Source organism: Streptococcus sanguinis, from assembly GCF_900635155.1.
Classification (GTDB): domain Bacteria; phylum Bacillota; class Bacilli; order Lactobacillales; family Streptococcaceae; genus Streptococcus; species Streptococcus sanguinis_G.
The window spans coordinates 1397202-1410348 of sequence record NZ_LR134002.1 but is presented as its reverse complement, the minus strand read 5'-3'; the positions used below and the strand labels follow the sequence as shown (position 1 = coordinate 1410348).

Here is a 13147-nt window from a genome sequence, read left to right as displayed (position 1 = left end):
GTATATCTCAAAGGAGGGTAGCCGTGTTTTTAGCTTTTAAAGAGATTGTCTACAGCCGAGGGCGCTATCGTTTAGTGGTTGCTATGGTCTTTCTCATTACCTATATGGTTTTCTTTTTATCCAGTCTTTCCGTTGGTTTGGCTAGGCTCAATCGCTTGGCTTTGGACCAATGGCAGGCTGAGTCGATCGTTTTGTCGGAGTACGCAAATAAGAATCTGGTTTCTTCGACTCTCAAGGAAGAGGAGTACAGCCGCCTGCTTCAAGGCGACTCAATCGCTGCTTTGGGACAGACGGCGGCAGTGGCCAATTATGAAGATGGCACTGATAAAATCAATGCTCAGGTTTTTGGTCTCTCTTGGGATAGTTTTCTAGCGCCTGACATTATTGAGGGACGTCCTGCTGAGACTGCTTATGAAGTTATTGCGGATAAGCGCCTGCAGCAAAAAGGTGTGAAACTAGGCGACCAGCTCCAGCTCAATGGCAGTGAGCGTCTTTATCAGGTTGTTGGTTTCACAGAGGATAACAGCTTCTTAACTCAGCCAGTTCTCTTCATGACGCTGGAAGATTTTAGGGAATTAAAGTACGGCTCTAGTCAGGTTAAGAATATCAGTGCACTTGTGGTCAAGGATGGTCAGAAGATTGAAGAAGCTGGACTTAGTCAGCTCTCTATGAGTGATTTTATAGAAAATATACCTGGTTATCAGCCTCAGGTACTGACTTTTTCCTTCATGATTGGTGCCATGGTTCTGATTACATTTTTGGTATTGGGAATTTTTATGTACATCATTACCATCCAAAAGACGCATCTTTACGGTATTATGCGCGCCCAAGGGATTGCCAGTGGGAAGATTATTGCTTCTATTTTTTGGCAGATTTTCATCCTGTCTACTCTGGGAATCAGCTTAGCTGTCTTGGCTCTCTTGGGAACCCAGCTAGTCTTGCCGGCTTCTATGCCTTTTTACAGTGACTGGAGAGCTTATGCTGGATTGATTGTCCTGATTGTTTTCATGTCACTGGCTGGCGGGCTCTTGTCCATTCATCGGGTTCTGAAAATTGACCCTATCACAGCGATTGGAGGTGAGTAAATGTCAATCATAGAACTAAAAGGGGTTACAAAAGAATATGGTCAGGGACATACGCTGGTTCAAGCCCTGAAGCCAACTGATTTCCAACTTGAAGCGGGGCAGTTTGTAGCTATTATTGGGCCGTCAGGCTCGGGTAAAACAACCTTTCTGACCTTGCTGGGGCATTTGCAAACTCCCTCAAAAGGACAGATTCTGCTGCATGGGAAAGATACCTCCCAGCTCAAGGAAAAGGAACGAGCAGCCCTACGCTTCAATGATTTTGGTTTTATTTTGCAGGCTTCCAATCTCATTCCTTTTTTGAAAATCGAAGACCAGTTCCAGCTGATTGACCGCTTATCTAAAAAGGAAAGAACGGATCTAAACAGTCTGATTGAGTTGCTGGATCTAAAAGGAACTCTCAAGCAGTATCCGAAAGAATTGTCTGGCGGAGAACGGCAGAGGGCTGCTATCGCTAGAGCCCTTTACAATAGCCCTGATATTATCTTGGCTGATGAGCCGACAGCTAGTCTGGATACAGAGCGGGCTAAGCGCGTGGTCCATCTGCTCAAAGAGGTGACTCAGAAATTTCATAAGAGTGTGGTCATGATTACCCATGATACCCGCCTGCTGGACGAGGTTGATAAGGTCTATGAGATGCAAGATGGAGTGCTGACTCAAGTTCGATAAAGCTTTAGAAGTGTTTTGCAATCAAACAGTTAAAAAACAAGGAGAGGACTATGATTCATTATAAAACAAATCCTCAGCTAGATTTTGCGGCAGTGCTAGACCTCTATGATTCGGTTAATTGGAGCAATTATACTAATCGTCCTCAGCAGTTAGAGCAGGCCTTCCATCAGTCCTTGTTTGTGATGGCGGCCTATGATGAAGATAAGTTGGTTGGTTTGATCCGAGTGGTCGGAGATGGGCTTACCATTGTCTTTATTCAGGATTTGCTGGTGTATCCACACTACCAGCGTCAGGGGATTGGCCAAAGCCTTGTTCAACAGACGCTAGAAAGATTTAAGGAAGTTTACCAAATCCAGCTGGCAACGGAGCAGTCAGATAAAAATCTAGCTTTTTATCGAGAGCTCGGCTTTCGCCGACAGGAAGATTTCGACTGTACTGGCATGATTTATGCACCTGATAAAAAGTAAAATTATAGAGAGAGTGGGACAGAAATCGGTAATTCGTTAGAATTCGATTTCGTCGTCCCACCTCCGCACAGTTGAGTAGGACTGTAAAAGCTGATGAAATCAGCGTAGTAGAGCCCACTCAACCACTGCGTCTTGCTCGACAATCCAAAGACAATTGAGAGGCTAGGACTTTTGTCCCAGCCTCTTTTGTCATATTTACAGGAGGAAAAGAAAGTAGAAGTAGACTGATGAAAATATTTCTCGGTCTTTTTTTGTTTTTCCTTGACAGTTAAATTGTCAGAATTTATAATAAAAGAAGAAAGGTGATAACGGTGTTATCGAATTGAAAGCATGAAAAAAGAAACAGATAAGTTAAACGAAAAAATCTTGGAAAGCGCGAGGAGTGAGTTCTTGGCTTATGGCTATCAGGATGCTTCACTGCGGAGAATTTGTCGCGCTGCTGGCTTGACGACTGGGGCTCTTTATAAGCGCTATGAGAGTAAGGACAGTCTCTTTACTGCTCTGCTTGAGCCTACTCTGACAGCCTTAGACCAGTATGGACAAGAGCAGAAGCGACGTGACTATGCTTTCCTAGAAGAGGGACACCTGTCTGACATGTGGGCACATCGCTTAGAGGATCTCCAGTCCCTGATGCGGATTCTCTATGAGCATAAGGATATTATGCAGCTCTTGCTCTTTAAATCTCAGGGATCTTCGCAAGCGGACTTCAGGATGCGTCTGCCTCATTTGGCTGCAGACGAGACTTATCGCTATTTGGAGCTGGCTTACAAAGAGGGTAAGATCAATCGTCTGGTCAAACACGAGTTTCTGCGATCGTGCATGACGGCTTATTACACAGCTGTATTTGAGCCCTTGGCTCAAGACTGGCCCCAAGAGCAGGCGCTGGAATTTTGCCATTCCATCATGGACTTGTTTGACTGGGGAAGTTTGCTAGGTTTTTGATAGAAAGAAGGACATTCTATGAAGAAAAAATCTGTTCTTGCTTGGATCTGGGACTTTGTTTCCCTTCATAAGATATATTTTGTGCTCAGTCTGAGCTTTGCCTTTGCTTCTGTGATTTCAGGATTTCTGCCTTATTTCTTTATTGGTGGAATGATTAATCAGCTCTTGGCTGGCAATAAAAACTGGGATTTTTACCTGCAGCAGTCAGCGTGGGCAGGTCTGGCCTGGATTGGCTACTGGGGATTCCACGGTATTTCTACCATGCTGTCACATACGGCTACTTTTAAGATTCTAGCGGAAATGCGGCGTCGCCTGACAGACAAGCTAGCTAGGCTGCCTCTGGGTACAGTGCTCAGTCAGTCATCAGGCAGTTATAAAAACATTATCGTTGAGCGGGTGGATGCGACCGAAACGACCTTGGCTCACCTGATTCCAGAGTTTACCGCTGGGATTTTTGGTCCGATTATTGTTCTCATTGCTATGCTAGTCATCGATTGGCGGCTGACCTTGTTGTCTCTCCTAACTATTCCCATCGTGGTGCTGGCCTATATGCGGATGGCTGTCAATAGCGAAGCGGACTATCAAAATACTCTGGTCAAGACCAAAAAGCTCAATGATACAGCGGTGGAATACATCAATGGGATTGAGGTCATCAAGGTCTTTGGCAAGGAAAAATTTTCTTACGATAAGTTTGTGACGGCTGCTAGAGAAGGAGCAGATTGCTTTATTGAGTGGATGCGCAAGTTCAATCTAGAGATGGGCATTGTGACTGCTTTTCTGCCATCAGGCTTGCTCTTTCTGCTGCCGGCTGGCTGTTATTTCTATCTGCAAGGTAGCTTGACTGCCAGCAATTTCATTCTAATGATTATTCTTTCGCTCAGTCTTCTGACTCCACTGATTTTAGTGGCTAGTTACATGGATGATTTACGGAAAATCGGCACTATTTTTGGTCAAGTCATTGATATTCTGGAAAAGCCTGATTTGAAAAGGCCTCAGGAGCTGCGAGAACTTCCAAAAGGAAGAGATCTGGTCATGACGGATGTCAGTTTTGGCTATACAGATGAAGAGGAAGTACTACATGGAATTTCGCTAGATATTAAGGCTGGCAGCATCAATGCTTTAGTTGGGCCATCAGGCTCAGGTAAGTCTACAATTGCCAAGCTTCTAGCTTCTTTCTGGGATGTCACTTCTGGTCAGATTACCTATGGTGGCTTGGACATTCGCCAGCTTCCGCTAGACTATTACAGTCGGCAGATTGCTTACGTGACCCAGGATAACTATCTCTTTGATGAGACTATTATGGAAAATATCCGGATGGGAAATCCAGCAGCTTCTGATGAAGAGGTCATCGAAATTGCCCGTCGTTGTGGCTGTTATGACTTTATCATAAACTTAGAAATCGGATTTGAGACTCAGGTAGGCTCTGGCGGCGGTCATCTATCTGGTGGGGAGCGTCAGCGGATTGCCATCGCCCGTGCCATGCTTAAGGATGCGCCGATTCTTATCTTGGATGAAGCGACTGCTTATACAGATCCGGAAAATGAAGCACGGATTCAGTCCAGTCTAGCTAGTTTGATTGAGGGACGAACCTTGATTGTCATTGCCCACAGGCTGTCTACGATTATGAGTGCAGACCAGATAGTTCTGGTCAATGATGGTCGGATTGAAGCTAGAGGCCGGCATGAAGAATTGCTGGCAGCCAGTCCGCTTTATGCTTCCATGTGGCAGGCTCATATTGCTACCAGGGATAGTGGTGAGATGGAAGGAGGGCTGACTCATGCTTAATATACTGAAGAAATTCTTTGATTTCTGTACGGCAGAGGACCGTAGGAAATTTTATCAATCCATTTATCTGGGCATCATCAAGTCCTTTATCATTGCTCTACGTATCCCAGTAATAGGCCTAGTCGTTATGGGACTGATTGAGAAGAATCTCTCTATGCAGACCTTCTGGCTGGCTCTGGGTATCATGTTGGTATCCACTGTGCTAAACGTCTGGATTACCCTGAAAATTACCATGCTGCAGACGGAAGCGGGCTATCATACCTGTGCTCAGAAGCGGATTGAAATTGCCGAGCACATGCGCTATCTGCCCATGGGCTACTTTAATCAAAATAGCCTAGGCAAGATTACCAGTGTCACGACTAATACGCTGGAAGGGTTGTCTGATGTAGCTACGCGAGTGGTTATGATGACTGTGCAGGGATTTCTGACGACTGGCCTCATAACCGTCTTGGTCTTTCTCTATGACTGGCGGGTTGGTCTGGTTCTCTTGGTGGGTCTCGTCCTCTTTCTCCTGCCAAATACCCTCATGCGTTGGCAAGTTGGCAAGGTTTCTGATGACAAGTATCAGGCGGATATGGACCTAGTAGCCGTTGTTTTAGAGTACAGCCAAGGGATTGCTGAAGTTAAGAACTACAATCTGGTTAACCGTTCTGCCAAGAAGCTGTCCAAAGCTATTGAAGGCAAGAGTCAGCTAGATACCAAAATGACACTTGTGACCTCACCTTACATTGCCCTCCAAGGCATGGTGACCAAGCTGACCGGTCTCTTTATGGGTCTTTTCTCTATCTATTTTTATCTCAATGGCATTATGGAGCTGCTGGTAACCATTATGATGATTGTCAGTGGTTTTATGATTTATGAAAATCTAGACGGCGTTGGCTCTTTCTCTTCTCTCCTGCGCATTGTTGATCTGTCGGTTGATATGGTCAATCAAGTCTTAGCTATCCAGCCGATGGACATCAGTGGTCAGGATATTGAGCCTAAGAGTAGCCGGATTGATCTGAGAGACGTTAGCTTCTCTTATGGAAATAAGAAAATTATTGACCGGGTTTCCCTCACCATTCCCGAAAAAACAACAACTGCTCTGGTCGGACCTTCTGGATCAGGCAAAACAACGCTCTGCAACCTCATTGCCCGCTTCTGGGATGTGGACCAGGGAAGTATCAGTCTGGACGGGCATGATGTCAGGGATTATAGCTATGACAGCCTGATTCGCAATTTCAGCTTTGTCTTCCAAAGCGTCTATCTCTTTGAGGATACCATTGCCAATAACATTCGTTTTGGCAAGCCGGAGGCAAGTCAGGAAGAAGTGATAGAGGCTGCCAAGAAAGCGGCCTGTCATGACTTTATCCTCTCACTACCTGATGGCTATGACACCAAGATTGGTGAAGGAGGTGCTAGTCTTTCTGGAGGTGAGCGCCAGCGCATTTCCATTGCACGGGCTATTATTAAGGATGCGCCTATTATCATTCTGGATGAAGCAACAGCCAATGTTGACCCCGAAAACGAAGAAGCCCTCATGCAGGCTATTCAGGCTCTGACTCGCGATAAGACCATTATCATGATTGCCCACCGACTCAAGACGGTTGAGCATGCAGACCAGATTTTGGTGCTGGATCAAGGTCGTATTGTCGAGCAAGGCAAACACCAAGACTTACTGGCTAAACAAGGCATTTACAGTAAGTTTATCCAAGAAAGAAAAACAGCTGCCAGCTGGCGGATTGAGATGGAGGAGTGATAAACTGAAACAGCAAACCATTGGCTTGCTGTTTTTAATTTCGAGAAAGGATGATATAATAATCATAAAGATTAACGAGCAGAAGTAGGAGAAAGATGGAAGGAGCAGAGAAGCGACCTCCTGGTCGGGCCTTTAGTTTGCATGATTTGAGCACTCGGAAGATTTGGCTGGAAAGCAATCATTTGCATGTTCAGTTTGATTATATGATTGATTATAGTCAGGAGGGCGAAAAGTATTATGAAGCTGGCATTTGCTTTGAAAATGTTGAGCTTGATTATTGTCAAATCTACATTTTGGACAATCAAGAAAATCGGGCATTCACTGGTGTTTACTATCCATTAGAACATTTTCTAAAAGAATATCCGCAATTTATTATTACAATTATTCACGAATATTACAGTGATAAAAAGTGTCTTTGGCAGGGAGAATTATCAATGGGAAATAAGATTTTTCCTTGTCAGCTCCAAATAATGTATGAAGGCTGCATGAACTGTCGGGTCGGAAAAGAAAAAGAATAAAGAGTTTAACTACAGAGAAAGAGGTACCCCATGAATGAAATCAAATGCCCCAACTGCGGGGAGGTTTTTATTGTCAATGAGAGCCAGTACAGTGAGCTTTTGTCGCAGGTTCGGACAGCAGAGTTTGACAAGGAGATTCATGCTCGGATTGAGCAGGAACTGGCTTTAGCAGAGCAAAAATCCCAGAATGCCCAACAAGCTCTGCTATCGCAGAAAGATCAGGAAATTAGCAATCTTCAAAGTCAAATTGCTCAGTTTGAGACCCAGCAGGAATTGGCAAAGAAAGAGGCGGAGCAGGCAGCTAGTCTTCAATTGCAGGAAAAGGCTAAGGAAGTCCAGCAGCTAGAAAATCAACTGACAACTCTGCGCTTGGAGCATGAAAATCAACTACAAAAGACCTTGTCTGTGCTGGAAAAAGAGCGAGACGAGGTTAGGAATCAGCTAGTTTTGCAAGAAAAGGAAGCAGCGCTGGCTCAGACCTCACTCAAAGAGCGCTATGAGGTAGAGCTGCGGCAGAAAGATGAGACCATAGAGTTCTACAAGGATTTCAAGGCCAAGCAGTCTACTAAGATGATTGGCGAGAGTTTGGAACAGCACTGTGAGTACGAGTTTAACAAGAACCGTATGGCCATGTTTCCGCGAGCGGAGTTTGGCAAGGACAATGATGCCAGAACCGGCAGCAAGGGCGACTACATTTATCGAGAGGTGGATGAAAATGGTGTAGAAATCCTCTCCATCATGTTTGAGATGAAAAATGAAGGTGATGAGACAGCGACCAAGAAGAAAAACGAGCATTTCTTCAAAGAGTTGGATAAGGATCGGCGGGAGAAAGGCTGTGAGTATGCCATTCTGGTGACACTTCTTGAGGCTGACAGCGAGCTCTACAATTCGGGTATTGTCGATGTGTCCTATGCCTATGAGAAGATGTATGTTATCCGGCCTCAGTTCTTCTTGCCAATGATTACCCTCCTGCGTAATGCTGCGCTCAACTCGCTCCAGTACAAGCAGGAACTGGCCTTGGTGAGGGAGCAGAATATTGATATTACGCATTTTGAGGAAGATTTGGATGCCTTTAAAGTAGCTTTCGCCAAGAACTATCAGTCTGCTTCGACCAACTTTGGCAAGGCTATCGAGGAGATTGACAAGGCCATCCGCCGTATGGAAGAAATCAAGAAATTCCTGACAACCTCTGAAAACCAGCTGCGCTTGGCTAATAACAAACTGGACGATGTGTCTGTCAAAAAACTGACGCGCAAAAACCCTACCATGAAAGCTAAGTTTGAAGCTTTGAAGGAGTGAGAAAATTGTGGAAAATGAATTATTATTACTGAATACTGAAGAAGTAGATGTGTATAAAAGTTTAAACTATGATGAGTTGGAAGAACTACTTGAACACCAATTCGAAATGGAATTCTCTAACCTTGAAAAATTACAATTAGAATGTAAAGAGATTACGTCGCCTGATAAATTAAGTAACGTCATTTTAGATGAAATTTGGAATCAATTTGCGAATCAAATTGGTTTAGAAATAACCAGCGAGACTTTATTAAAACAATATAATGATAAAAATCCTGAAGGTTATACAAAAGCAATTGGCGACAAAATTTTGAAGGATAAAAGATTTATTGATTCAAAAAAGGCTATGAAAGAAAAACAAAAATCAGGTAAACTTAAAGATGAATATACTGGTAAAATTTTAAGAAGAAATGAAAAAGCGAATTTGGATCATGTTGTTCCCCGTAAGCAAATATTTGAAAATCCTTGGAGGAAGATTGCTGATACAGACACCACTGACTTAGCAAATAAGACAGAGAATTTAGCTTCTACTAATGAATCTCTCAATAAAAGTAAAGGAGCAAAATCTAATAGTGACTACATAAAAAATAGAGAAGTCAGAGAAAAAGAACTCAGAGAGCAAGTCAAAAGAGCTAATGGGAGAATTGATAGAAAGAATATTTCAGATGCGGAAAAGAGAAATCTTAAAGCTGAGAATAATAAAAGATTAAATGATAAATTAGCAGCTGATTCAGAAAAGATGCTTAAGGCTGAAAAAAGAGCAAAGAAAGCTATTAATAAAGACATTGCAAAGAAAGCTTCTGTAAGAATGGCAAAGAAAGCTGGGAAAGATGCTATAAAAGCTATGTTTGTTGCTGCTTTATTTGGAATGTTAAAAGAAATTATGAATGCTTTGGTTCGTTTTTTCAAATCTAAAAAACGTTCGTTTGATACATTCTTATCAGAAATGAAAAATGTACTTCATTCTTTCTTTGATAAGATTAAAGATTTTATTAAAGTTGGCATTGATAGTTTTGTTGGAAGTATAGTGGGAGAAATTATTGGTGTAATTAACCAGAAACTAAAAAAAATTCCAAACTTGATTAAACAAATATTTGGTTCAATAAGAGAAAGTATCTCTTATCTATCAAATCCTGAAAATCAGTCACAATCTACAGCAATTAAAATCGCTCATATTTCAAAAATCATTACTTCTGCTTTAGTTACTATAGGAGCAATGTTTTTAGGAGAATATTTTGAAAAGTATCTATTAACTATACCAGGAATGAAATTTGAAATACCATTGTTAGGCTCCATAGCAAATATTTTGGGGATGTTTTTAGCAAGTTTACTAACAGGCATCTTAGGTGCTATAATCATTAATGGACTTGATGGATTTATTTCAAGAAAACTACAAGATGAAAACAAAAAGCAACAAGCTGATAAGAAGAACGAATTGCTAATAGTTCAGGATGTTCAAATTTTTGTTGCCGAGCAAAATGTTGCTGTTAAGCGAAATGATATCTTCAGTAAGATGGCTAAGAATCATCAAAAACTAAGAGAACTGCTTGGTAATATTCAAGAGGATTTTTTTGATTCAAGGGTTGCTTCCGAACAGCGATTATTAGTTAACGAAATATACTTTGATGAAAAGCAAAGTGAACTTGAAGAAATGCAAAATGCATTAAATGATTTATTATAGGAGAATGTTATGTCAGAAGAATTAGAGATTCAAGTTTTAGAAAATTCTGAAAGATTTAATGAAAAAAAACAAGAGCTAAAAGCCTTTAGTGAAGAGATTCCAGAACAATCAGATTTACCAACTGTCCCACAAGGCGATCCTATGCTAGGATTTATTGGCATGGAATATGATGTTAAAGGTAAGGATTTAAACGCTCTCACCGATGCTGTTCAAAATAGAATGATTGAACAAAACAAGCATATTAAAAAGATTATTCAAGAATTTAATACCATTTACGAAACTTTTCAGATATTAGACGATGAGTATATTCAAAGTATTTCAAAATCTTTGATTGCAGCGAAAGAGGCAAATAGTAAAGCTATACAGGGATTGCACGAGATAGAAGAATATCAAACAGGTAATAAAAAACTTTTAGATGACGTTTTTAAACAGAATAAAGATTTAATTGATATATTGAAGAAACATCATAAAAAGCTAGAAGATTTAGAACAACTTGAAGATAAGCAAAGTGAAATTCAGATTGAAATTGATAGTTTAAAAGCGAAGCTAAAATCATTAGTGAAATTAGAAAATAGTTTTAACGATTTGCATTTACAAGTTGAAGAAACACAAAATAATCTTAAAAACGACGTAGATAAGATGAATGTTCGATTAATAGAGGAAGGCAAAAATCTTACTTTAATAGTCGAGAAATTTCAAACTGAATTAGAGGAAAAACAAAAAGAGATTATTTTCCTTAGAAAAGGATTCTATACCTTAGGAATCTTATTCGCTGTAATAGTAGTATTTCTGTTATTTAAAGGAATGTAGATGATTAGTGAAACATATTTAAAACTATTAAAATCGGAAGTGAAGAAAATTGATGATTTAACAAATAGTACTTATGAATTAGAAATAGTTCTTCAAGATATATTTGATAATGTTAAAAATGCTGAGTTAGAGTTTATAAAACGATTAGGAAACTTAACAAGTAAAGAAACATTCTCTAAAATCAAAGATAAGCAAACTGGCATTTTGGAATTATTGTATAAATATCTTGGTTCTAGAGTTATTGATACAAATTATTTGATTTTGAAAGAAACAAATAATAAATCATTTGAAGCATTAGCTAATGATTTAAAATCATTAATTGGTTTAGAAAATGTAAAAAAAGAAATAGAAGACTTAGTAATTTTTAATAAAGTTCAGCAAACCCGAGAAAAGTTAGGGTTGAAAAAAACAAATAGAACCATGCATATGGCATTCTTAGGTAATCCAGGGACAGGTAAAACAACAGTTGCTAGAATTGTTGGACATATGTATCGAACTTTAGGAATCTTAAGTAAAGGTCATTTTATTGAAGCTAGTCGGACGGACTTGATAGCTGAATACCAAGGGCAGACAGCTTTAAAAGTTAAAAGACTAATTCAAAAAGCTAAGGGTGGCGTATTATTTATAGATGAAGCATATAGTATTACAGATAATGACAAAAGTGATAGTTATGGTCGAGAGTGTCTGACAGAACTTACAAAAGCTTTGGAAGACTATCGAGATGATCTAGTTGTAATTGTTGCTGGTTATGAAAATCCAATGAAAAAATTTTTCGAATCTAATCCTGGTTTAAAATCTAGATTTAATTATTTTATTACATTTGAAGATTATACTGTAAATCAAATGTTCGACATTTTTCTTTCATATTGCCAAAAAGAAGATTACACAGTAGCAAAAATGGCTCAAGAGAAAATAAAGAATTATATAGAATTAGAAAAAAACAAACCAGAGAATAAAAATGCAAATGGTCGTTTTGTAAGAAATGTTTTTGATTTGATTATAATGAATCAAGCAAAAAGAGTATCTCAATTACCTCAAGTTGAAAAAGAAACTTATATGACAATTTTAGAAGAAGACATTCTGGATTGAATTAGAAAGCAAGATATGAACGGAATTATCAACCTAAGAAAAGAAGCGGGTATGACTTCGCATGATGCGGTATTTAAGCTGCGCAAGATTTTAAAAACCAAGAAAATCGGTCACGGGGGAACCTTGGATCCGGATGTGGTCGGGGTGCTTCCCATTGCTGTGGGCAAGGCGACGCGCTTGGTCGAGTTTATGCAGGAGGAAGGCAAGGTCTACGAGGGAGAGATTACCCTGGGCTGCTCAACAACGACAGAGGATGCCAGCGGAGACATCCTAGAGTGGACGCCAGTGACGGAGCTTTTAGAAGAAGCTCTCATTGATGAAGCGATGGAGTCCATGACCGGTGAGATTCGCCAGATTCCGCCCATGTACTCTGCAGTCAAGGTAAATGGCCGCAAGCTTTATGAGTATGCAAGAGCGGGTCAAGAAGTGGAGAGGCCAGAGCGGCAGGTGACCATCTATAGTTTCGAGCGCACCAGTCCGATTTACTATGAAGATGAACAAGCCCGCTTTCGTTTTCGAGTCAAGTGCAGTAAGGGGACCTATGTCCGAACCCTGTCTGTTGATTTGGGAGCCAAGCTTGGCTTTTCCAGTCATATGTCCAAGCTGACACGGACTTCCTCTGCAGGTATGAGCTTAGATGATGCCTTGACCCTGGATGAAATAGCAGAGCGAGTAGAAGTGGAAGATTTCTCCTTTCTCCAACCACTCGAATTGGGAATCGGAGATTTAGTGAGAGTTGAGCTCTCAGACGAGCAGGTCGAGGATGTGAGAAACGGTCGTTTTATCAGCTTGATGTCAGATGAAGCTGAGCTAGCTGGCTTTTATAAGGAGAAGTTAGTAGTCGTTTTGGAAAAGCGGGAAGCAGCCTACAAGCCCCGCAAAGTCTTCCTTTAATATTAACAGTAGAATTGTCAAAAGATTGTTACTCTTTTGTAATATGAAATGTGCGCTTGCATGTTATAATAATTTCATTAAACCTCACAAAAGGACAGCAACTGCACAACTGCTGTCCTTTTGTTTTGCTTTTTTCAGATTTTGACAAACGCCCTGACTAAGGCAGTAAAAATCTT

At 40.8% G+C, this 13147-nt stretch carries 12 protein-coding genes; all 12 read left to right on the top strand.

Going from position 1 to position 13147, the window contains the following annotated elements; all coding sequences use genetic code 11:
• The first annotated feature begins 23 nt into the window (after positions 1 to 23).
• The 12 genes from ELZ47_RS07155 (at position 24) to truB (ending at position 12971) form a co-directional block, all read left to right on the top strand.
• Positions 24 to 1085, top strand: coding sequence for an ABC transporter permease (locus ELZ47_RS07155; RefSeq protein ID WP_164549579.1), 1062 nt, complete (start codon positions 24 to 26; stop codon positions 1083 to 1085).
• A complete protein-coding gene (locus tag ELZ47_RS07150; RefSeq protein ID WP_126435688.1) occupies positions 1086 to 1751 on the top strand; it encodes an ABC transporter ATP-binding protein in 666 nt (221 codons plus the stop codon). It begins immediately after the preceding gene.
• A gap of 50 nt (positions 1752 to 1801) precedes the next feature.
• A complete protein-coding gene (locus ELZ47_RS07145; RefSeq protein ID WP_126435687.1) occupies positions 1802 to 2218 on the top strand; it encodes a GNAT family N-acetyltransferase in 417 nt (138 codons plus the stop codon).
• Positions 2219 to 2548: 330 nt separating this feature from the next.
• Entirely contained in the window at positions 2549 to 3160 is a 612-nt protein-coding gene (locus ELZ47_RS07135) for a TetR/AcrR family transcriptional regulator (RefSeq protein ID WP_126435686.1), read from the top strand.
• An 18-nt stretch (positions 3161 to 3178) separates the two neighbouring features.
• The gene (locus tag ELZ47_RS07130) at positions 3179 to 4945 is read left to right on the top strand and encodes an ABC transporter ATP-binding protein (RefSeq protein ID WP_126435685.1); all 1767 of its coding nucleotides are present in this window, start codon (positions 3179 to 3181) and stop codon (positions 4943 to 4945) included.
• A complete protein-coding gene (locus tag ELZ47_RS07125) occupies positions 4938 to 6683 on the top strand; it encodes an ABC transporter ATP-binding protein (RefSeq protein ID WP_126435684.1) in 1746 nt (581 codons plus the stop codon). The genes ELZ47_RS07130 and ELZ47_RS07125 overlap by 8 nt, the downstream gene beginning before the upstream one ends.
• 95 nt (positions 6684 to 6778) lie before the next feature.
• Complete coding sequence (locus tag ELZ47_RS07120; protein WP_126435683.1) at positions 6779 to 7201, top strand: hypothetical protein; 423 nt, start codon at positions 6779 to 6781, stop codon at positions 7199 to 7201.
• 30 nt (positions 7202 to 7231) lie between these two features.
• Positions 7232 to 8500 (top strand): DUF2130 domain-containing protein, encoded by a 1269-nt coding sequence (locus ELZ47_RS07115; RefSeq protein WP_125332049.1) that lies wholly within the window; start codon positions 7232 to 7234, stop codon positions 8498 to 8500.
• A gap of 7 nt (positions 8501 to 8507) precedes the next feature.
• The gene (locus ELZ47_RS07110) at positions 8508 to 10178 is read left to right on the top strand and encodes a hypothetical protein (protein WP_126435682.1); all 1671 of its coding nucleotides are present in this window, start codon (positions 8508 to 8510) and stop codon (positions 10176 to 10178) included.
• A 9-nt stretch (positions 10179 to 10187) separates the two neighbouring features.
• Complete coding sequence (locus tag ELZ47_RS07105; protein ID WP_126435681.1) at positions 10188 to 10988, top strand: hypothetical protein; 801 nt, start codon at positions 10188 to 10190, stop codon at positions 10986 to 10988.
• Complete coding sequence (locus ELZ47_RS07100; RefSeq protein ID WP_126435680.1) at positions 10989 to 12077, top strand: AAA family ATPase; 1089 nt, start codon at positions 10989 to 10991, stop codon at positions 12075 to 12077.
• A 15-nt stretch (positions 12078 to 12092) separates the two neighbouring features.
• A complete protein-coding gene (gene truB / locus ELZ47_RS07095; protein ID WP_125332729.1) occupies positions 12093 to 12971 on the top strand; it encodes a tRNA pseudouridine(55) synthase TruB in 879 nt (292 codons plus the stop codon).
• Positions 12972 to 13147: the final 176 nt, after the last annotated feature.